Origin of the sequence: Flavobacterium lacustre (assembly GCF_027474525.2) — a bacterium.
Taxonomy (GTDB): domain Bacteria; phylum Bacteroidota; class Bacteroidia; order Flavobacteriales; family Flavobacteriaceae; genus Flavobacterium; species Flavobacterium lacustre.
Window position 1 is genome coordinate 493,568 of the sequence record NZ_CP114882.2, and the last position, 23,358, is coordinate 516,925.

General features: G+C 34.6%; 17 protein-coding genes. 9 read left to right on the plus strand and 8 right to left on the minus strand.

Annotated features, from left to right (window positions below):
* The first annotated feature begins 69 nt into the window (after positions 1-69).
* The 4 genes from O6P34_RS02365 (at position 70) to O6P34_RS02380 (ending at position 7,284) form a co-directional block, all read left to right on the plus strand.
* A complete protein-coding gene (locus tag O6P34_RS02365; protein ID WP_269685730.1) occupies positions 70-519 on the plus strand; it encodes a DUF1573 domain-containing protein in 450 nt (149 codons plus the stop codon).
* 71 nt (positions 520-590) lie between these two features.
* Positions 591-1,127 carry an RNA methyltransferase gene (locus O6P34_RS02370; RefSeq protein ID WP_269685731.1) on the plus strand — a complete coding sequence of 179 codons (537 nt, stop codon included), beginning with the start codon at positions 591-593 and terminating at the stop codon, positions 1,125-1,127.
* Between the two features lie 35 nt (positions 1,128-1,162).
* A complete protein-coding gene (locus tag O6P34_RS02375; RefSeq protein WP_269685732.1) occupies positions 1,163-4,897 on the plus strand; it encodes a T9SS type B sorting domain-containing protein in 3,735 nt (1,244 codons plus the stop codon).
* A gap of 74 nt (positions 4,898-4,971) precedes the next feature.
* Positions 4,972-7,284 carry an Ig-like domain-containing protein gene (locus tag O6P34_RS02380; RefSeq protein WP_269685733.1) on the plus strand — a complete coding sequence of 771 codons (2,313 nt, stop codon included), beginning with the start codon at positions 4,972-4,974 and terminating at the stop codon, positions 7,282-7,284.
* A gap of 10 nt (positions 7,285-7,294) precedes the next feature.
* On the opposite strand, the gene folK is transcribed toward O6P34_RS02380, so the two are convergent.
* A complete protein-coding gene (folK, locus tag O6P34_RS02385) occupies positions 7,295-8,434 on the minus strand; it encodes a 2-amino-4-hydroxy-6-hydroxymethyldihydropteridine diphosphokinase (protein ID WP_269685734.1) in 1,140 nt (379 codons plus the stop codon).
* Between the two features lie 139 nt (positions 8,435-8,573).
* Here folK and sppA point away from each other — a divergent pair, with 139 nt between their 5' ends.
* Both sppA and O6P34_RS02395 read left to right on the plus strand, forming a co-directional pair.
* Positions 8,574-10,334, plus strand: a complete 1,761-nt coding sequence (gene sppA / locus O6P34_RS02390) for a signal peptide peptidase SppA (protein ID WP_269685735.1) — start codon at positions 8,574-8,576, stop codon at positions 10,332-10,334.
* Positions 10,335-10,490: 156 nt separating this feature from the next.
* The gene (locus O6P34_RS02395) at positions 10,491-13,073 is read left to right on the plus strand and encodes an AsmA-like C-terminal region-containing protein (RefSeq protein WP_269685736.1); all 2,583 of its coding nucleotides are present in this window, start codon (positions 10,491-10,493) and stop codon (positions 13,071-13,073) included.
* 88 nt (positions 13,074-13,161) lie between these two features.
* Here O6P34_RS02395 and O6P34_RS02400 read toward each other — a convergent pair whose 3' ends face one another.
* Entirely contained in the window at positions 13,162-13,956 is a 795-nt protein-coding gene (locus O6P34_RS02400) for a DUF2797 domain-containing protein (RefSeq protein ID WP_269685737.1), read from the minus strand.
* A 101-nt stretch (positions 13,957-14,057) separates the two neighbouring features.
* Here O6P34_RS02400 and O6P34_RS02405 point away from each other — a divergent pair, with 101 nt between their 5' ends.
* A complete protein-coding gene (locus tag O6P34_RS02405; RefSeq protein WP_269685738.1) occupies positions 14,058-15,572 on the plus strand; it encodes a GH3 auxin-responsive promoter family protein in 1,515 nt (504 codons plus the stop codon).
* Positions 15,573-15,585: 13 nt separating this feature from the next.
* Positions 15,586-15,738, plus strand: coding sequence for a hypothetical protein (locus O6P34_RS02410; protein ID WP_269685739.1), 153 nt, complete (start codon positions 15,586-15,588; stop codon positions 15,736-15,738).
* A gap of 4 nt (positions 15,739-15,742) precedes the next feature.
* On the opposite strand, the gene O6P34_RS02415 is transcribed toward O6P34_RS02410, so the two are convergent.
* The 6 genes from O6P34_RS02415 to O6P34_RS02440 form a co-directional block, all read right to left on the minus strand.
* Positions 15,743-16,177 carry a VOC family protein gene (locus O6P34_RS02415; RefSeq protein WP_269685740.1) on the minus strand — a complete coding sequence of 145 codons (435 nt, stop codon included), beginning with the start codon at positions 16,175-16,177 and terminating at the stop codon, positions 15,743-15,745.
* A 2-nt stretch (positions 16,178-16,179) separates the two neighbouring features.
* Positions 16,180-16,596, minus strand: a complete 417-nt coding sequence (locus O6P34_RS02420) for an SRPBCC family protein (RefSeq protein ID WP_269685741.1) — start codon at positions 16,594-16,596, stop codon at positions 16,180-16,182.
* Positions 16,597-16,737: 141 nt separating this feature from the next.
* Positions 16,738-17,973: a phosphoserine phosphatase SerB gene (serB, locus tag O6P34_RS02425; RefSeq protein ID WP_269685742.1), complete on the minus strand. Its 1,236-nt coding sequence runs from the start codon at positions 17,971-17,973 to the stop codon at positions 16,738-16,740.
* Between the two features lie 200 nt (positions 17,974-18,173).
* Positions 18,174-19,406: an ATP-dependent Clp protease ATP-binding subunit ClpX gene (gene clpX / locus O6P34_RS02430; RefSeq protein ID WP_269685743.1), complete on the minus strand. Its 1,233-nt coding sequence runs from the start codon at positions 19,404-19,406 to the stop codon at positions 18,174-18,176.
* Between the two features lie 86 nt (positions 19,407-19,492).
* The gene (gene clpP, locus O6P34_RS02435; protein WP_269685744.1) at positions 19,493-20,167 is read right to left on the minus strand and encodes an ATP-dependent Clp endopeptidase proteolytic subunit ClpP; all 675 of its coding nucleotides are present in this window, start codon (positions 20,165-20,167) and stop codon (positions 19,493-19,495) included.
* 228 nt (positions 20,168-20,395) lie between these two features.
* Positions 20,396-21,721 (minus strand): trigger factor, encoded by a 1,326-nt coding sequence (locus tag O6P34_RS02440; protein WP_269685745.1) that lies wholly within the window; start codon positions 21,719-21,721, stop codon positions 20,396-20,398.
* A 280-nt stretch (positions 21,722-22,001) separates the two neighbouring features.
* Between O6P34_RS02440 and O6P34_RS02445 the strand changes: the two genes are divergently transcribed.
* Positions 22,002-23,000: a phosphotransferase gene (locus O6P34_RS02445; protein WP_269685746.1), complete on the plus strand. Its 999-nt coding sequence runs from the start codon at positions 22,002-22,004 to the stop codon at positions 22,998-23,000.
* The last annotated feature ends 358 nt before the right edge of the window (positions 23,001-23,358 follow it).

The following is a 23,358-nucleotide window of genomic DNA, read 5'->3' on the forward strand; positions in this document are numbered from 1 at the left end:
TAAGAAAATATTAGCACCTAGTTTCTATTTTTTATATAGATTTGTCTATAATTTTTAATTGAAATTGATATGAAAAAAATAATAACGTTAGCAATGCTTGTTGCATTAGGTGCATTTACTACTACTGCGCAAGAAACTACTAAAAAAACAAAAGCAGCTACTGCTAAAATTTCAACTCCAAAAGTAAATGGTGCTGGAATGGTTTTCGTTAACGAAGTAATTGATTACGGAACTATTGCCCACAACGCTGATGGAAAACGTGAATTTGTTTTCACAAACAACGGTAACAAACCATTAATCATCACAAATGCTCAAGGTTCTTGTGGTTGCACAGTACCTACAAGTCCAAAAGAACCTATTGCACCTGGAGCAAAAGGAATAATTGGAGTAAAATATGCTACAGACAGAGTTGGTGCATTTACAAAAACGGTTACAATTACTTCAAACGCTGAAGGACAACCAACAAAAGTACTTACTATAAAAGGAACCGTTTTAGCAGACAATGCGTCAAAAAGCTAGATTCCATAAATAATACACCCAAAAAGCTTCCTTTAATTTAGGAAGCTTTTTTTGTAAGCATAATTTTAAATATGAGAAAGCTAGAAAACAGCGAACTCGATAGAAAATCTATTGAATCTTTTAAAAAATCAGAAAAAACACCTCTTATTTTGGTGCTAGACGGCATTCGAAGTTTGCACAATATCGGATCTGTATTCAGAACTTCAGATGCTTTTTTGATTGAAAAAATATATCTCTGTGGCATCACGGCTACACCTCCAAACAAAGAAATTCACAAAACTGCTCTTGGCGCCACCGAAACTGTAGCTTGGGAACATCACGAGAATGTTCTTGAAGTTATAGCAAACTTAAAAAATGAAGGCGTCACAACACTTGCCATAGAACAAGTGGAGAGTGCAATTTTTCTTCAAGATTTTAAAGTCGATACTAAACAAAAATATGCTTTAGTTTTTGGTAATGAGGTGCATGGCGTATCACAAGAAGCAGTAGCACTTTGTGATGGTGCTATAGAAATTCCTCAATTGGGAACTAAACATTCCTTAAACATTTCGGTAAGTGCAGGCATTGTGGTTTGGGATTTATTTCAAAAAATGAATTGGCCTGGATAATTTTTTTTGAACATTAACGGTAATACTTTTATAAAATGAGAATTTATAATTTTTTCAAAATAGCTTTAGCCTTTTTACTTAGTAGTTCAACTGCTGTTTTCGCAACTAATTCTAATTTTTTAATAAGAAAAGCTCTTAGTTCAACCGCTATTAATCCACCCAAAATCACAGCAACAGGAAACCAAATATACTGCCCACAAACCTATATAAAAATCGTAACTGATGTAAAAATTGAGTACGATCTCGCAAAACCAAACACAGATGCAATCTACATTCAAATTTCATCAGGTTATATAAATGGACAAGACAGACTTTCGTTATCCGGTTCTCATCCGGCCATTAAATCAGAATGGATTGCATTAGAAGGAAAACTAAAACTATCCAGCATAACATCAGGAGCGGCTGTTTCTTATACCGATTTTGAAGCTGCAATCAAAGATGTTGAATTTTATAATTCGTCCCTTTCTCCATCCGGAATTCGAAATTTCTCTATAAGTGTTGGTGTAGGGCAAGCTAATTATTTACCTCGAAATGGTCACTTTTATGAGTACGTTGCAAGTCCGGGTATTTCTTGGACAGCCGCAAAAGCAGCCGCAGAAACAAAAACATATTATGGACTGCAAGGCTATTTAGCCACGCTCACAGCATCTGACGAAGCACAATTAGCAGGAGCGCAAGCACCTGGAACAGGATGGATTGGCGGAAATGACACCCAAACGGAAGGTCTCTGGAGATGGGTAACTGGCCCAGAAGCAGGAACGCCATTTACATATGCTTTTTGGAACAATAATGAACCTAATAATTCCGGCAATAATGAAGATTATGCTCATATCACGGATCCAAATCTCCCCGATTCAATTATAGGTTCTTGGAATGATTTACCGGAGATAGGAGGCGATGGATTGTATGCTCCAAAAGGATACATAGTAGAATATGGAGGAATGCCTGGCGAAGCTCCTCTTGAAATTTCGGCAAGTACTAGCTTGATAATTCCCAAAATTACAGGAACTACACCAAGCTCAAGATGTGGTTCTGGAAATATTACTCTTCAAGCAAATGCAACAAATGGAACGATAAGCTGGTATACTACAACAACCGGCGGAACAGCGATAGCATCCGGTAACACTTTTACCACTACTATTACAGCAACAACCCCTTTTTATGTAGAGGCTGGATGTACTACAAATCGAACGCTAATTACAGCAACCGTTTATCCGTTGCCTATTGCAAATTCAGTTATAATCCCTAGACAATGCGATGATAATCATGACGGCATATTCACATTCAACACCTCTAATTTAGAAGGTAATTTAAAAAATGGACAAACAAACGTAACAGTTACATATTTTGACCAAAACAATAATCCTTTGAAAGATGTTAACGGAATTTTAATTACTAGTCCGTTCCCAAATAGTTTTTCAACAAAAACCCAAAACATAAAAGCCGTTGTAACAGATAATTCGCCTTTACGCTGTTTTGATGAAACAAATATTTCATTTATAGTTGATGATTTACCCGAAGCATTTGCCGTTCCAGCATCTTTAACAACAGCTTGTGATGACGAAACCAATCCATTAAATCAAGACGGAAAATTTGCTTTTGACACAACTAATTTTGAAGCCACCCTTCTAGGAGGACAAACCGGAATGACAGTCACTTATTCCGATGCAAACAGCAATCCGTTGCCAAGTCCGTTGCCAAATCCATTTGTAACTGGAAACCAAACTGTTTTAGTAACCGTTACAAATCCATTGAATACAAACTGTACTGCAACTACAACTTTAAATTTCACTGTTAATCCGTTACCGATTCTCAATGACATCACAATTAAGCAATGTGATACCGACTTGATTTCGGACGGGAAAACTCTTTTTAACTTAACAGTAAATAACGATATGATTTCTGCAAATTACCAGAATGAAACTTTTACTTATTATACCAGTTTAACCGGAGCAAATAACGCGATTGCTTCGGATTTAATCTTGGACGAATTGGCCTTTGAAAACACAACTCCAACTTCGATGAGCATTTGGTCAAGAGTAGCCAATACTATTACCGGATGCTATAGTGTTTCCAAAATAGAATTAATAGTTCCCGCAACCAACATCAATCCAAACTATAAAATTACAATACCGCCTGTCTGTGATGATTTTTTAGATACTAATGGAAACGACACAGCCAATAACGACAAAAGAGATGGAATCACTACTTTCGATATGACTGCATCTAAAACCATCATACAAAATCTTTTACCATCAACCGATATTTACAGCATCAATTACTACAGAAACGAAGCCGATGCTTTAGCTGAAAGCAATGCAATCATTGATATTTCAAATTATAGAAATATTGGCTATCCTAATTCTCAAGATATCTGGATACGGGTTGACAGTAATTTAGACAATGCTTGTTATGGTTTAGGCCCATATTTAACTTTAAATGTTGAAGCTTTACCATTTGCTAATCCCGTAATTATACCCAGACAATGCGATGATAATCAAGACGGAATATTCACATTCAGTACTACTTCATTAGAATCTACTTTGATAAATGGGCAAACAGGCATAACTGTTACGTATTTCGACCAAAACAATAATCCATTAAAAGACGCAAACGGAAGCTTGATCACAAGTCCATTTCCTGCTAATTTCAGCACAACATCACAAACAATAAAGGCGGTTTTAACGAATGCATTACAGTGTTTTGACACAGCTGATATTGAATTTATTGTAGATGATTCTCCTGAAATAACAGCAATCCCTGTTGCATCCACTACGGCTTGTGATGACGAAACAAATCCATTAGATCAAGATGGTAAATTTGCTTTTGATACAACTGGTTTTGAAGCTACTCTTCTGGGAGGGCAAACCGGAATGATTGTAAAATATTTTGACGGAAACAGTAACGCATTACCAAGTCCCTTACCAAATCCATTCCTGACAGGAACTCAAAATATTACTGCCAGAGTTGAAAACCCTTTAAACACCAGTTGTCCAGCAACTACAACATTAAATTTTATTGTTAATCCTGTTCCAATTATTGATTTGAATTTAAATGGAGATTCAAATGAATTAATTTGTTCCAATCTCCCTACCTTTTTTGTAACGCTCAATGCAGGAATTCTAGACGGATCTCCTACAGGAAATTACAACTATATCTGGACAAAAGACGGAATTGATTTAAATACTAATCTACCAACTTTAGGTGTAAATAGCGCTGGAGTTTATGCGGTTGAAGTGATAAATAATTCTGGATGCAGCAGAAAAAGAACAATTACAGTTACCGCCTCAAATACGGCAACTATTGAATCTATTGACATTATAGATCTGAACGACATCAATTCAGTTACTGTAAATGTATCAGGACCCGGAGATTATGAATACAGTATGGATGACCTCAATGGACTTTGGCAAGACTCTAATTTTTTCGACCACGTACCGGCCGGAATTCACGAAATATTTATCAATGATAAAAATAACTGTGGTGTAGTTTCGCAAGAAATTATAGTTGTAGGTATTCCTAAATTTTTCACGCCAAACAATGATTCCTATAATGATATTTGGGAAATCAAAGGAATGGTCAAATATCCATTGGCAGAAGTAACTATATTTGACCGATACGGGAAGTTTATTACACGACTGAATGCAACAAACCCAACATGGGATGGCACAGTGAATGGAGAAATTCTACCCGCAACTGATTATTGGTATGTTTTTAAAATGGATGAAAACACTCCTGAAAAAAGAGGCCATTTTTCTCTGAAAAGATAATTTTTAAAGTATTTTTATCAAAATTAAGTATTCTAAAAAATACTAACAATTAGAAAATCAATACTTTTACAAAAATGAAAAAGGTTATTTTTTTTAGATTAATATTAGTGATGCTCTTTTTGGGTTCTAAAATTGCTTACTCCACTAATTATATTTGCTCTTCAAAAACTAATTCTACTTCTTATTTATACAAAACCATCAGACATAAATCATTTCCTTTATTTAAAAAAAATAACAGCTTCTTAGATAATATTCATCCAGTAATTCTAGCTACTGGAAATCAAATATACTGCCCACATACTTCTATGAATATTGTGACAGATATTTCTATCACAGACCCTGATGACATAAGTACTGATGCAATCTATATTCAAATTTCAACTGGATATAACGAATTACATGACGTATTAACACTCACTGGATTACATGCTACAATAAATTCTACTTGGGATTTAGCTACTGGAAGATTAACCCTAACGAGTTCAACACCAGATATTCCGGTAACTTATATTGATTTTATTAAAGCAATTAAAGATGTTGTTTATACAAATTCATCTAATAAACCAACAGGAAACAGAACCTTTTCAATTAGTACCGACAAACTTAGTTATTTGCCATCAAACAAACATTTTTATGAGTTTGTTCCAAGTGTTGGAATTGCTCCAAATTTAGGAATTGATTGGGGTGTTGCAAGTGATTTAGCTAATGCAAGAACCTACAACGGATTAAAAGGATATTTAGTAACCATTTTATCTGCAGATGAAAACCAAATAGCTACTACTCAACAATCAGGAATAGGATGGATTGGAGGATCTGATATAGGAGAAGAAGGAGTATGGAAATGGATGACTGGCCCCGAAAAAGGAATTACTTTTTTTTACAATCTAGAATCTACACCAGCTCCTGGAATATTTGCTTCTAATCCCCACGGTATTGGCTCAACTACTAACTATGTCAATTGGAATAGAAGCAGTCCAAACTGGTATCTTGGAATTCCTTATTATGAACCCAATGATATTTATAATTTATATAGAGAAGACGAAGATTATGCTATTATTATAGATAATAATGGCAAAGGAACTAGGGGATCTTGGAATGACATTAATTACTATGGTGAATCATTTGAGGGCTCTCAACAAGCTAATGGATTTATTGTAGAATATGGCGGAATGCCGGGTGATCCAGAAATACAGATAGCAACAAGCACTTCAATTACTATCCCACAAATTACAAGTACAACCGAATCTGCTACTTGTGGATCGGGAAGTTTATCTCTAAAAGCAAGTTCCAATTTAGGAACAATTAATTGGTTTGAAAATGAAACTGGCGGAACTCCTTTAGCAACAGGCACTACTTTTACAACACCCATTATTTCAAAAAGCACTACGTATTATATTGATACTGAATACGGATTTTGTGAAAAATACTCTACAAGAACTCCAGTTACAGCAACTATTTATAATATTCCAGTAATTACTACAACTAATTCGAGATTTACTTTATGTGGACCAGGAAGCATAACCCTAGACGCAAAGACAACGGAAGGGACAATATATTGGTATAGCGAGCCAACCGGGAGTAATTTAATTGCGGTAGGAACAAGTATAACAAGAGATATTGCCGTAAATACAACATTTTATGTAGAAGCTGTAAATAAAAAATGTACAACTGGAACAAGAGTTCCTGTGGAAGTAGTTGTCTATAAACTACCCATTATTCCAGACGAAAAATTAGTTATTTGCAAGTCAAACAAACTAACTATTGACGCTAAAATAGCAGAAATAGGAATGACTTATTTATGGTCAACAGGAGAAAAAACTCAATCAATTGAAATTTTTGAAACGGGAATATACACAGTAGACATAACACGCCCGGCACCCGAAAGCTGTACTGTCACAAAAACAATAACTGTTATAGAAAATCCAGAACCTATAATAAAGTCAATTACTGTTGATGAGACAACAATAACAATAAATCTAAAAAATCCAGCCCTTTATTATGAATATTCAATAGATGGCACGAAATATCAATCGTCAAATGTTTTTCTAAATTCTTCATCTGGACTTCAAACTGCATTAGTAAGAGAAATAAACGGTTGTAGTTCTGTAACCGAAAATTTCATCGTAGTAATTGCACCGAAAATTTTTACGCCAAATGGCGATAATTATAATGATTTCTGGGAAATCAAAGGGTTGATTAATTATCCAAATGCCGAAGTAACTATATTTGACCGATACGGGAAGTTTATTACACGACTGAATGCAACAAACCCAACATGGGATGGCACAGTAAACGGAGAAATTCTACCCGCAACTGATTATTGGTATGTTTTTAAAATGGATGAAAACACTCCTGAAAAGAGAGGTCATTTTTCTCTGAAAAGATAAATTACTTCAATTACGATTGATTAATTTTCTTCTGAATTTCATCTAAAATATAAAGATAGTCCTCCTGTTTTTTTACAAAATCACGGTCTGAAACATCAATAATCAAAACATTCAAATTGGTTTGTGATTTGATATAATCCAGATAACCCGTATTGATTTTGTCTAAATAATCTTCGGAGATATTCTGCTCATAGCTTCGGCCTCTTTTCTTGATGTTTTGCAGCAAGCGCGTTGTGTTTTGATATAAATAAATATACAAATCCGGTTTTTGCATTTCTCGATAAATAATGTCAAATAAGTTGCGATACAATCGGGATTCATCTTCTGCCAAAGTGATTTTGGCAAAAATTAAGGATTTAAAAATATGATAATCGGCTACAATAAAATCCTTAAACAAGTCAAATTGAGCTAAATCATCCGATAATTGTTTGTATCGATCAGCCAGAAAAGACATTTCAAGCGGAAACGCATATCGGTTTTGATCTTTATAAAATTTAGGTAGAAAGGGGTTATCAGCAAAGCGTTCCAAAACCGTTTTGGCATTAAAATCTTGAGCGATTTTTGTCGTCAAAGTCGTTTTTCCAGCTCCAATATTCCCTTCAAAAGCGATATAATTATATTTTTCTAAAGGTATATTTTGCAAAGGACTTTTTAAATCCTGAACGACTTTACAAACACTTTCGTCAGGAGAAATTTGAAGTAATTCTGAAATAGATTTCTTGAAAACCGGATGTTTCCAGTCCAGATTTAAATCCTGAAAGGGAAGTAAAACAAAATTTCTGTTTTGCATCAAAGGATGTGGAACCTGAAGTTTTTCAGAATCAATAATTTCCTCATCAAAAGCAATTAAATCAATATCAATAATTCGGGATTGATACCCCGACGCATCTGTCCGAATACGGCCTAGCTTTTTTTCAGCCTTTAAAATTTGGCTCAAAACTTTATGCGGCGCATCAAAAGTATGCATGACCAAAGCACAATTATAAAAAGCGGCACTCTCAAAACCCCAAGAAGGCGTTTCATATAACTTTGAAACTCTGATTACTGTGCCAACTTCCTGGTGAATGAGCTGCAAGCAACTTTCGATATTTTCTAATCGATTGCCTTGATTGCTTCCTAAAGATAAAATAACCTGATGCTGTGATTTCATATTGAATACAAATTAACTAAAAGAATTTTAGAATTAGCAATATATTTGCAATTGGTATTGAGAACTCAATTGAAACAATTGAAAATTAAAACTGTAACATTCAAAGCCTTTTTGCGACTTATAAACAAATAAACAAATTATGAAATTCTTAGGAAATGTATTAGCTACCATAGTGGGTATTTTTATCTTTTTTATGCTATTCTTTTTTGGAATACTACTCATTGGAGCTATTTTTGGAGGAGATTCTGAAGGCGTTGAAGTAAAAAACAACTCGGTAATTGAATTAAATTTAGAACACATCTCAAACGATTATGCGGGAAAATATAAAGATCCTTGGATGGATGTTTTTTCAGAAAGAAAAAAAATAGGCCTGACCGATATTATCAATGCCATTGAAACTGCAAAAACAGATGACGACATCAAAGGAATCTCAATCCTGAACAATAATTCCGAAATAGGAATGGCTCAAAGTAAATCACTTCGAGATGCTTTGGAAAGTTTCAAAAAATCCGGCAAATTCGTTATGGCTTATGCCAATTTTTATACTCAAAAAGAATATTATTTAAATTCTGTAGCCAATACTATTTACTTAAATCCGGTGGGAGAATTAGATTTCAAAGGCTTGTCTACCGAAGTAATGTTTTTCAAAGATTTTCAAGATAAATCAGGAATAAAACTCGAAGTAATCCGACATGGAAAATACAAAAGTGCCGTAGAGCCTTTCCTTGAAAACAAAATGAGTGATGCCAATAGAGAGCAAACTACCGCTTTATTAAATTCGGTTTGGAGTTCCGTTATTACAGATATTTCAAAAAGCAGAAACATCTCACTTGCTAAACTAAATGAAATTGCAAACGGTCTTTTGGCACGAACTCCAGAAATGGCCAAAGCGCAAAAATTAGTTGACGTTGTTGCTTATGAGGATGTTTACCATGACGCTATCCGAAAAGCATTAAAAGTAGCAAAAGACGAAGAGTACAATACCGTTTCTATTACAGATTACACTCAAAAAACAGTTACAACATCAATAAATCTGGACACTAGTAATGAAATTGCCATTATTTACGCCCAAGGAGAAATACAAAGTGGTGAAGGTGATGTCAACGTAATTGGCGAAGGTTCAATGCGTCGTTCTTTGCAAGAAGCCAGAAAAAATAAAGATGTAAAAGCAATCGTTCTAAGAATTGACAGTCCGGGAGGAAATGCTTTGACTTCCGACCTGATTTGGAGAGAAATTGAATTGACCAAAAAAGTAAAACCAGTAGTCGTTTCTATGGGAAATTATGCCGCTTCCGGAGGCTATTATATTGCTTGTAATGCTAATAAAATTTTTGCCGAAAACAACACCATCACAGGTTCAATTGGTGTTTTTGGGATATTACCCAACTTTACAGTAATTGCAAACCGATATGGAATCAATACGGAACAAGTACGAACACATGAAAATGCTTCAGATTATAGCCCATTTGTACCTTTGGATGAAAAATTCAAAGCCGTGACTTTAGAAAGTATCGAACACATTTACAAAACTTTTGTTGTGCATGTTGCCGAAGGACGCAAAATGACTTTCGCACAAGTTGATAACATTGCACAAGGAAGAGTTTGGACTGGTTCTGATGCCATAAAAATTGGTCTTGTCGATAAAATTGGAGGTTTAGAAGATGCCATTCATGAAGCAGCGGCTATTGCAAAAATAAAAACCTACAGCACTCAAAATTATCCTGAATACGAGAAGAATTTCAATGATTTCTTAGCTAATTTCCCTTTTGCAAAATCTAAAGAAAGTTTCATAAAAGAAGAAATTGGAGCAGAAAATTACAAATTGATACAACAGCTCAAACAACTTCAAGCGCGAAAAGGCGTTCAAGCTTTGATGCCTTTTGAAATTAATATTCAATAAAAAATAAAATTCCTATTACAACCCTTTCCGTGTTTTGAACGCAGAAAGGGTTTTTTATTTATGAAAATTTTACAAATCAACACCAATACAAAAAGCTATTTTTGCAAAAGTCGGTATGCTTTTTGCTTGCTATTTTACGTCTAAAAAAACCAAATTATGTTTAAGAAAGTTTTAAAAATCACAGGAATTCTAATCGTATTATTTGCAGCAGCTTTATTTGCTGCTCCGTATTTTTTTAAGGATCAAATAAAAGCAAAAATTGCCACTGCTATTAATGAAAAAGTCGATGCAAAAGTGTCATTTGCTGATGCAGACTTAAGTTTGTTCAAAAATTTTCCGAACGCAACCGTAACTTTAGATCAATTAGTAATCATCAACAAAGCGCCTTTTGAAGGTGACACTTTGGTTTCTTTAGGCGAATTAAATTTAAAAATGTCTATCAAGGAATTGTTCAAAGGAAAAAATGAACCGATGCAAATTCAAGGCATAACCTCTAAAAACGGATTCATCAATATTCTTTTCAATAAAGACGGACTTGGCAATTATGATATTGCTTTAAAAGACGAAAAAGCAGAAGATAATTCTAAAAGTAAACCTTTAGCTTTAAAAATTCAATCGTATAAAATTGAAAATTTTAAGTTCCATTATTTTGACGAAAGCTCCCAAATAAAAATGGTCATTGATAGTTTGAATCACGAAGGAACAGGCGATTTTACCAATTCGATATTGGATTTAGACACCAAATCAAACGCGAAAATTTCGCTGAATATGGGAAAAGTAAATTACATGAAAAATGTAGCCCTGACACTGGATGCCGTTTTGGGTATTGATTTAAACAAAAGCAAATACACATTCAAAGAAAACAAAGCCCTGATCAATCAATTGCCTTTAGAATTCGACGGATTTATTCAAATGGTTGACGACGGACAGCTTTATGATTTAAAATTTAAAACGCCTACTTCTTCCTTTAAAAACTTTTTAGGATTGATTCCGGCTGCTTATTCATCAAGTTTAGATGGTGTAAAAACTTCGGGAGACTTTACTGTTATTGGCTTTGCCAAAGGAATGCTGACAGACACCACTGTTCCAAAATTTAACATTGCAATTGCTTCAAATAATGGTTCGTTTCAATATCCTAATTTACCAAAATCCGTTCAGAATATTATAATCGATACCAAAATAATCAACGAAACTGGTGTGATGAATGACACTTATGTTAATTTAGACCAGCTTTCTTTCCAAATAGATCAAGATGTTTTTGATGCAAAAGCCAATATAAAAAACATAAGTACAAATGCTTTGGTCGATGCCGCATTAAAAGGAACAATTAATTTATCAAACCTTTCTAAAGCCTATCCGATACAAGTAGACAAACCATTATCGGGAATTCTAAAAGCGGATGTAAGGACCGAATTTGACATGCAATCAGTAGAAAAAAGTCAATACCAAAACATCAATAATGCGGGAACTATGAGTTTATCGGGATTCAACTATTCGGATGAAAACGGTAAAACAATGAACATCAGCAAAGCATTAGTACAATTCAATCCGAGTCAGGTGAATTTGAAACAATTTAACGCCACGACCGGAAAAAGCGACATTAGCGTAACCGGAATTTTAGAAAATTTTTATGGTTTTATCTTTAGAAATCAAGAATTGAAAGGAAATTTCAACATGAGTTCAAACCAAATTGCCGTTGCTGATTTTATGACTCCTACAGAAACCACAAAAACAGAAACTACCAAAAAAGCAGAAGCCATGAAAATTCCGGCATTCCTGAATTGTACGCTGACTGCAAAAGCCAACACGGTTTTGTATGATAATTTAGTCTTGAAATCCGTTTCGGGAAAACTGATTGTGAAAGATGAAAAAGTAACTTTAGAAAACGTAAAAACATCTATTTTTGGTGGAACAATTGCAGTAAATGGCGCTGTTTCCACCAAGGAAAAAACGCCTACTTTCGACATGAATTTAGGGTTAAACCAAGTGGACATCAAAGAAAGTTTTACCAAATTAGACCTGCTAAAAAGTATTGCACCAATAGCAGGAATTATCAACGGAAAACTAAATTCTACGATAAAACTTAACGGAAATCTGGATGCTGTTGAACTAACACCTGATTTAAAATCAATTTCGGGAGATTTATTAGGCCAACTGCTTTCGACTACAATAAATTCGAGTAACTCAACTTTACTGACGGCTTTGAGTTCTAATGTGAAATTTATTGATATGAGTAAAGTGAACTTAAATGACATTAAAGCAGCAATTTCATTCAAAGACGGAAAGGTAAATGTAAAACCTTTTGATATTAAATACCAAGATATTAAGGCCACTATTGACGGAACTCATGGCTTTGACCAAACGATGAATTACAACCTAAAATTTGATGTTCCTGCAAAATATCTTGCGAAAGAAGCCAGTGCTTTATTTTCGAAAATAAATCCTGCCGATATAGAAAAATTAAAAAACATACCGATAAATGCGAACTTAACGGGGAATTTTGGAAAACCAAAAATAAGTACGGATATGAAAAGCGCCGTAACGAACCTGACGATGCAAGTTGCAAATCAGCAAAAAGAAAAATTAGTCAAACAAGGAAGTTCTGCTTTAGACAAATTATTGAGTAACACCAAAAAAACAGAAACCGATACCACAAAAACGAGTACTCAAAAAGAAGATATCAAAACTAAAGCAAGCAATTTATTGAATGGTTTGTTTAACAAGAAGAAAACACCATAATCATTGATTTAGGTATTTTAAATAAAAGAGGAATCGCATATTAATTGCGATTCCTCTTTTGTTGTAATGAAATTTTAGAATAGCCAAATTACAAAATCAATTGCACGATAAGCCCTTCGGAACTGCGGATATTAAAAACCGTTCCGTCTTCAAAAATTAAATATTGTCCTTTTATTCCCGTCAATTTTCCTTTGAAATTTGGTGATTTTTCTAAACTCAAACTGTTCACTTTTGTTGGATATTCCAGAACCGGATAATGCATTTCATACAAATCATTTTTTTGCAAATAGAAATATTCCTGAACTTCAGTTGGAATCAGATTTTCGACTTTTAGTCTTTCAGCAATTAAATCTACGGACTCAAAATTGTTCGTCAGCATTTTACGCCAATTGGTTTTATCCGCATAATGACTTTTTAGCGCAACCTCCGTAATTCCAGCCAGGTAACGATTAGGAACCTCTACAATTGAAATCGCTTTTTCGGCACCTTGATCAATCCAGCGCGTGGGTACTTGTGTCTTTCTGGTCACACCCACTTTTACTTCACTCGACAAAGCCAGATAAACAATATGAGGTTGTAATTGTACTTTTTCTTCGTAAACCAAATCCCGATCTTGAATTCCCAAATGAGCGGTACTCAATTCAGGTTTCATAATCCAATCGCCAACAGCCGGGCTCGAATAAAAACAATCGTAACAAAAACCCTGACGGAATATTTTTTTCTTTTTCCCACAATTCAAACATTGATAGCCCACAAAATTAATTTCAATGTTTTTATTTAGGAGTTGATTTACGTTCAAAAAACTGTTTTCAAAAACCAAATAATATTGAATTGGATTTCCAAATTCGGTTTGCATTTTGGTGAGTACGCCTTCGTATATCATTCTATTTAAAGTTTCAAGTTTAACGCTTCTAGTTAAACAAAATTTGTTATTTTTGGTAAAGTTATCATTCATAACTCATAATTCATAACTCCCAATTAAAAATGCCTTTAACTATAATTAATTCTTTTGCTTCTTGGGTTCTAAAACAACGAATTCATCAAATTGAGCTTTTTTTAAAGTATCCCAATGAAGTTCAGGAAGAATTATTAATGAATTTAATACGGTCTTCCGAAAATACAGTTATTGGAATGAAATATGGTTATGAATCAATAAATTCTTATCAAACGTTCTGCGAAAGAGTTCCTATTTCTACCTATGAAGAATTACAGCCTTTGATAGAACGTACCCGAAAAGGCGAACAAAATGTTTTTTGGGAAACTCCTATAAAATGGTTTGCCAAATCCAGCGGAACCACAAATGCCAAAAGTAAATTTATACCCGTAAGTAACGAAGCCTTAGAAGACTGCCATTACAAAGGAAGTAAGGATTTATTGTGCATGTATTTGAATAATAACGAAGACTCACAGATGTTTTTGGGAAAAAGTCTTCGCCTTGGCGGAAGTTCTCAAATCTACGAAGACAACAATACTTTTTTTGGTGATTTATCGGCTATATTAATTGAAAACATGCCTATTTGGGCAGAATTTAGCAGCACACCAAACAGCAAAATTTCATTGATGAGCGAATGGGAAACTAAAATTCCCGCGATTATCAATGAAGTCAGAAACGAGAATGTAACCAGTTTTGCCGGCGTTCCTTCCTGGATGTTGGTTTTGATGAATAAATTACTCGAAGAAACCGGCAAAGGAAACCTACTGGAAATATGGCCTAATCTTGAAGTCTATTTTCACGGTGGCGTGAGTTTTGAACCGTATCGAGAACAGTATCAAAAAATACTACCCAAAACCGATTTTAAATATTACGAAATATACAATGCTTCCGAAGGATTTTTTGCCATTCAGGATTTAAACAATTCCAGTGATTTGCTGTTAATGTTAGATTACGGAATTTTCTATGAGTTTATTCCAATGGATACTTTTGGAACACCAGAACAAAAAACGATTCGTTTAGCCGATGTGGAACTTTTCAAAAATTATGCTTTGGTAATCACTACCAATTCTGGTTTATGGCGCTATATGATTGGCGACACCGTTCGTTTCACGTCATTAAATCCGTATCGCATTCGGGTTACAGGAAGAACAAAACACCATATCAATGTTTTTGGCGAAGAATTAATGGTCGAAAATACGGATCAGGCTATTGCCAAAGCGTGTAAAATAACTCAAACCGAAGTCGTAGATTATACCGTTGCTCCCGTTTTCATGCAAGGAAAAGAAAAAGGGGCACACGAATGGATGATCGAGTTCAAGAAAAAACCAACTGACATTGCGATTTTCCAAAAAGCACTTGATGAAACGTTACAATCTTTGAATTCTGATTACGAAGCCAAACGCTACAACAATATGACTTTAAATCCGCTAGTTATCAATGTAGCGAGAGAAAACTTGTTTTATGATTGGCTGAAAGACCGAGATAAACTAGGTGGTCAACACAAAATTCCAAGATTATCAAACCAAAGAGATTATTTGGAACAATTGAAAAATATGCAGTTTTAAAACAACGTATAAAATGAAAACTATTTTTTATAGTCTGATTGTTTTGTTTTTTATCAGTTCCTGCGGACCGCACAGAATGGGTTGCGGTGCAAGAGGAATTTGCAAATCACATTTGCACCAACAACCTATAAAAATTAAAAAAAGTGATATCGTTTGTTTGAACTAAAAAATCACTTTTGCTCTTCGTCGAAATTCACCATCCAATGGATTCCGAATTTATCAACAAACATTCCAAAATAAGCACCCCAAAAGGTTTGATTCATTGGCATAAATGGATTTCCTCCAGCAGAAAGCCCATCAAAAAGTCTATCCGCTTCCTGTTTGCTTTCAGCATTTATGGAGATAGACATATTTCCTCCAAAAGTAACCTCCCCGCTGGCAGAATTACTGTCACTACCCATTAAAACAGAATCTTTACCAATTGGTAAACTAATGTGCATGATTTTGTTTGCATCGTCTTCTGAGAGTGTAGGATTCTCATCTCCGGCAGGCATATCACTGAACTTACCAACATATGGAAATTCGCCACCAAATACAGATTGATAAAACAGAAATGCTTCTTCGCAATTTCCATTAAAGACTAAATAAGGATTAATTGATGCCATGATTATAATTTTAAATTAATAGATTCAACATGTTTTTTAAAATTGTCTAATATCGCCTGCCAACCTTGTTGTTGAAGCGCTTCGGAGTTTTCTGTTTCTGGGTCGAATTTTTCTGTAATCACGACGCCGTTCTCTTGACTTTCGAAAGTGATTTTCACTTTTCGTCCGTCATCAATTGTATACGATATCAAAGAATGATTGACTATCTCGGTGTACCTTCCTCCAAAATCAAACTGCATCGAGCCGTCTTTAGCAGCCATCGTATATTTAAATTTCCCTCCCACTTTTAAATCATTCTCAGCATAAGGCGTATGCCAATCAGCTGAAGCGTGATTCCATTGTGTAATGTGCTGCGGAGAAATCCATAGTTCCCAAACTTTTTCGATGGGTGCTTTTAGTATTGTTTGAACAGTTATCATTTTATGATTTTAAAATTTCGGAAAATAAAGTTACAACTTATTTTAAATCCGATTATCGTTTGCAATTGTTTTTTATCTGATGCATAAAAAAACCTTAGCTCAAAAGAACTAAGGTTTTTTACTATTATTTTGCCGTATTGGCTATTCTTCCATCATATCAATATGTCTGTCATGATACCCTAATAAGTATAAAACACCATCAAGACCCAAGCTAGAAATTGAAGTGGCTGCATTTTCTTTTACCGTTAGTTTAGCATGAAAAGCAATTCCTAAACCTGCTAAGTTCAACATAGGCAAATCATTCGCACCATCGCCCACAGCAATAGTTTGATTGATGTGAATCCCTTCTTTTTCGGCAATGGCTTTTAGATATTCGGCTTTCTTTGCACCATCGACAATTTCACCCAAATACTTTCCTGTTAGTTTACCTTCTTTAATCTCCAATTGGTTGGCATAAACGTAATCTATTCCTAATTCCTTTTGCAAAAATTCACCAAAATAAGTAAATCCTCCAGATAAAATAGCCGTTTTATAGCCATAGTATTTTAAAGCTTTCATCAAGCGATGTGCTCCTTTGGTTATGGGTAAATTTTCAGCCACTTTTTGCAGAACCTCTTCACTTAACCCTTCTAACAAAGCCATACGTTTTTTGAAGCTTTCGCTAAAATCAATTTCGCCATTCATAGCCGATTCTGTGATTGCTCTAACTTGCTCCCCCACACCTGCTAAATCTGCTAATTCATCAATTACTTCGGTTTGAATTAAGGTCGAATCCATGTCAAAACACACCAAACGTCTGTTTCTTCTGTACATATTATCTTCTTGAAAAGAGATATCTACATCCAAAGTTCTTGAAATCTCCATAAAACTGGCGGTCATTACCGTTTTATCGACAATTGAACCCGTTACAGATAATTGCACACAAGAACGAGGATATTCTTCTTTGTCTACTATAGACGTTCTTCCGGTTAATCGTATGATAGAATCAATATTCAAATTTTGGTCAGACATTATTTTGGTCACGGCAGCCAGTTGTGCCGCTGTCAATGATTCGCCCAAAACATTGATGATATAACGTTGCTTGCGTTGTGCTTTTACCCAATTTTCATAATCCGGAATTGTAATCGGAATAAACTTAACTTTAATACCTAATTCGTATACTTTAAACAATAAATCTTTTAGAACAGGCGCCGAAGAAGAACCCGCTTTTATTTGGAATAAAATACCCAAAGACAACGTATCATGAATATCGGCTTGACCAATATCTAAAATAACAGCATCGTAATTCGCCAATATGGATGTTAAACCAGCAGTTACTCCAGGTTTATCCTGACCAGAAACTTTTAATAAAATAATCTCTTTATCTTCTATTGCCATTTTTATTTAAATTGATTTGCAAGGGGCAAAAATCGACAATCTATTGCTTATAAAAAAGAATATCGGTTTTTTTTTCACAAAGCGAAAATCGAGATTAAATCTCCTTGCCGTAAATTACAGAAACTCTAAATTAGATAATTCTCAGGCATAAAAAAACCGGCTCAAAAAAGGAACCGGTTTAATATAAACATTTTCAAAATTTAAGAAGCTATTTCCAAGCGTTTCAATAAATTTTTATTCAACGTTACTTTGGCGTATTCTTTATCAATTTCTAATATTTTAGTATCGGAACTTGGTAATTCATACATGGCATCGGTTAAGATGGCTTCGCATAAAGAACGCAATCCACGAGCACCTAATTTATATTCTAATGCTTTATCCACGATAAAATCTAAGGCTTCATCTGTGATGGTAAAAGTTACTTCATCCATCAAAAATAATTTCTCATATTGTTTGATTAACGCATTTTTTGGTTGTGTCAAAATTGCACGCAAGGTTTCTCTGTCTAAAGGATCCATGTGTGTCAAAACTGGCAAACGACCAATAATTTCCGGAATCAATCCAAAATCTTTGATATCTTTTGGAATAATATATTGCAACAAATTGTCTTTGTCAATATTATCTACATTTTTGGATGTAGAATAACCCACCGCTTGACGGTTCAATCGTTTCGAAATAATTCTTTCGATTCCATCAAAAGCACCACCGGCGATAAACAAAATATTCTGTGTATTGACCTCAACAAATTTTTGGTCTGGGTGTTTACGTCCTCCTTTTGGCGGTACATTCACAACCGTTCCTTCTAATAATTTCAATAATGCTTGTTGTACACCTTCCCCGGAAACGTCACGCGTTATAGACGGATTATCACTTTTACGGGCAATTTTATCTATTTCGTCAATGAATACAATTCCGCGTTCCGCTTTGGCAACATCATAATCAGCCGCTTGCAAAAGACGTGTCAAAATACTTTCGACATCTTCTCCTACGTAACCTGCTTCAGTTAATACCGTTGCATCAACAATAGCTAAAGGCACATCCAACATTTTCGCAATGGTTTTAGCCACCAATGTTTTTCCTGTTCCGGTTTGCCCTACCATGATGATATTACTTTTTTCAATCTCTACTTCATCGTCTAATTGCTGTTGCATCAAACGTTTGTAGTGATTGTAAACGGCAACCGACATTACTTTTTTAGTTTGGTCTTGGCCAATAACATATTGATCTAAGAATGCTCTGATTTCTTTTGGTTTCTTTAAAATTAAATCCCCAACCAATTTAGAACTTCCGCTTGATTTTAATTCTTCCAGAACGATTCCGTGCGCTTGTTCGATACATTTATCACAAATGTGAGCATCGATTCCTGCTATCAGCAAACTGGTTTCTGGTTTTTTCCTTCCGCAGAAAGAACATTGTAATACTTGTTTTGCCATTATTTTAGTCTAATGTCATAAAATCAAAAGTCGTAAAGTCTGAGCAATGCTTTTGACTTTATGACTTTTGACTTTCGACTAATAATTTATCCTCTTCTTAAAACCTCATCAATCATTCCGTATGTTTTTGCTTCATCAGCAATCATCCAATAGTCACGTTCGCTGTCGTTGTGTACTTTTTCGAAAGTTTGTCCGGAGTGGTGAGAGATGATTTTGTATAACTCATCTTTCAATTTCAACATTTCACGCAAGTTGATTTCCATATCGGTAGCAACTCCTTGTGCTCCACCTGATGGTTGGTGAATCATTACACGAGAATGTGGCAATGCTGAACGTTTTCCTGCAGCACCTGCACACAAAAGAACTGCTCCCATAGATGCGGCCATTCCGGTACAAATTGTTGCTACATCTGGTTTGATGTATTGCATCGTGTCATAAATTCCCAATCCTGCGTAAACGCTTCCTCCTGGTGAATTCAAGTAAATTTGAATATCCTTAGAAGCATCGGCGCTTTCAAGGAACAATAATTGTGCTTGAACGATGTTTGCAATTTGGTCATCAATTCCTGTTCCCAAGAATATAATTCTGTCCATCATTAATCTTGAAAAAACATCCAGTTGAGAAATATTCAATTGACGTTCTTCGATGATATAAGGTGTCATGTTTGTAGGATTCATAGCGCTTACGATTTTGTCGTAATACATGGCGTTAACCCCTTGGTGCTTTATAGCAAATTTTTTGAATTCTTTACCGTAGTTCATATTTTTAAGTTTAAAAGTTTGAAAGTCTAAAGTTTGAAAGTAGCTCAAACATAATGTAAAGCATCAAACAAAAGAGCGCCAAAAAATTTTTTTTCTGACGCTCAAATATAACTATTTTTTATTGTTTTGCATTTGTAATAAAATCTTAAAATTTGAAACAACTAACGAAATACGTTTTTGAGTTTTTTCAACTTTTGACTTTATAACATTTGACTTTACGACTATAATTTATTCTCCGTAAGACGCAGCAATAAATTCTTCGTAAGTCACTTCTTTAGTTGTTGGTTTTGCTTTTTCTTTAAACAATTCCAATAATTTCTCTGCCACTACTTGGTCAGAAAGTCTTTTTACTTCGTCTTGGTTTGACAAAACTCTGGCAACAATTCCTTGAACTTCTTCGTCAGTAGGATTTGTTTGTCCAAATTGTGCCATTTGTTGTCTGATTGATTTTGTAGTAAAAGCTTTCAAATCTTCAAAAGTAATTTTGATATCACTTTGAGCCATTGCTCTACCTTCGATCAATTGAAAACGCAATCCTTTTTCAGAACGTGCATATTCTACTTCAGCTTCTTCCGGAGATAATTTTTTCTCACCAACAGTTTGCAACCATTTTTTAAGGAATTCAGAAGGCAAATCGAATTTTGTGTTTTCGATTAAAAACTCCGTAACATCACCTAATAATTTTTGGTCTGCTTGTTGTGCAAATTGAGATTCAGCATCTTCTTTGATTTTTGCTTTCAAGTCTTCTAATGAAGCTACATTTCCAGGTCCAAACAATTTATCAAACAATTCTTGGTTTAATTCTGCCAATTCTGCTCCGTTGATTGCTTCGATTGTAAAAGTTACATCAATATCAAGACCGTGAACATCATCATGACTTACTTTTAAGTAATCCATCAATTGATGATCGTCTTCAAATAACCCTTTTGTATTTACAGTAACTACATCACCTACTTTTTTCCCGATGAATGAATCTCCGGTTGCTTTGTCTTTAAAAATAGCTAAAGCAATAGTTGTAGCGTTGTTAATTCCTTTTTCTTCGTTTGCAAAAGTTCCTGTAATATCAGAATCTGCAACAACAACTTCTTGAGGAATTGCTTTTCCAAATTGTTTTTGGATACGCTCTACTTGTCCGTCAATTAATTTATCATCAGCAGTAACTACATATTTTATGATATCATTTTTAGCATCTAAATCCAATTCGAAGTTAGGAACCAAACCAATTTCATATTCAAAAACCAATTCTTCAGCATCCCAGTCAAAACCTTCGTTTACTTTAGCCAATGGCGTTCCAAGAAGATTTAATCGTTCCGATTGTACGAAACGCTCCAAAGCCAAATCAACCACTTTCTTCACTTCCTCTTGTTTGATTGCTTTCCCGTATTGTTTTTCAACAAGATCTTTAGGCACCGCTCCTTTTCTAAACCCTTTAACAGTGGCCAAAGGCATTTTTTCATTTATTCTTTTGGCAACTTGTCCTTTGTAATCCATGTGAACAACTGTCATTACAATCGTTTCATTCACAGCGTCTATTGCTACTCTTTTGATATCCATCTTCTTCTTTAATTTACATGATAAAATTGGGTGGCAAAATTATAAAATTTTTGCAACCCAAACAAGCTTTTTACCATTTTGAATTTTAAGCGGTTATTTGACCAAATCACAGTCCAGAAACTGAAAATAATTTGGGCGTGTCCCTCCGTAAAAACTACGGGTCAGACTGTACGTTCCCGCTTTTTATTACTTCTCACTTTAAAACATTTTATTGTAGACTTAGCTTTGCAATCCAATTGATAATGTAGCTTTGCAATCCATGCAAACGATTTTAAAAAAAATGACACATTTTCCCGTTACAACATCGACACTTTCAGCCAAAGCCTTAGGACAATTGGTTATAGAAAAATACAGTCTGAACAAAAACTGCACTTGCCAATTGTTTAGAACAGGAATTAATCATACATATTTCATTTCTGATAACGAAACAAAATATGTTTTGCGCATTTACTTCTATAACTGGCGCTCTAAATCCCAAATCCAGGAAGAGATTAATTTGCTTCACCTTCTAAAAGAAAACCACACTAGTATTTCTTTTCCTATTCCAGACAAAAAAGGCAATTTTATACAAGACATTAACGCGCCGGAAGGAATACGCCACGCTGTACTTTTTTCTTTTGCCGAAGGAGAAAAAATACGATTCATGGATGCTGCGACTTGTTTCAGCATTGGTTCGCTTATGGCAAAAATTCATACAATAACAGCTAACCAGAGTATTGACCGCATCAATTATAATCTGGAAACTTTGGTTCAATTACCGTATGAATATGCAAAGCAATATTTCCCGGAGACAATACCGGAAATGGAATTCATCAAAAAGCAAAGCAAGAAAATCAGTAAAACCTTTGAAAAAATTGACTCCAATAAGGTCACAAAAGGAATTGTTCATCTGGATATTTGGTATGACAATATGAACATTAAAGGCCAAAACGAACCCACCATTTTTGATTTTGATTTTTGCGGAAACGGCTTGTTGATTTTTGATGTTGCTTATTTTTGCAAACAGCTATTTCATATCGAAGTCAATAAAGACGAATACGAACTAAAAGTCCAAAGCTTTTTAAAGGGTTATCAAACCAAAAGAACACTATCCGAGGAAGAAATAAAAATGATTCCTGATGCTGCCGCAGCCATTTGGATTTTTTATCTCGGCATACAATCGCAACGGTTTGATTGGTCTAATATATTTTTGACTGAAAACTACCTAAAAATGTATATCGGAAGAATGAAATCTTGGATTGAATATAATGATTCGAAAGAAATTCTTGGCTCGCGCTAACTTTTGACAGCAATGCCAATGAGTTAAAGAATAATCTCCAAGCCCCACAAAGCATCCATTTAAGGAATTAAGGTTGTCATGAAATTTGTGCAAACATTGCCAGAGCTGCATTTCATGATAGAAAACACCACTAACTAAGTAGTTATACCTAAAATTTTGCGTCAAGGACCCAAGTTTTTACGCTGCCTTACGTAAAATTTTAGCTCAAGGACCTAAAATTTTACCCCACATGACGTAAAAATTTACGTTAACAACCTAAAATTTTACGTACCCATACGTAAACTTTTACGTCCTTGACGCAAAAACTTAGGTTGTACTACTTAAAATTTTAGGTTATTGCCAGCAATTGCGTTCCTTA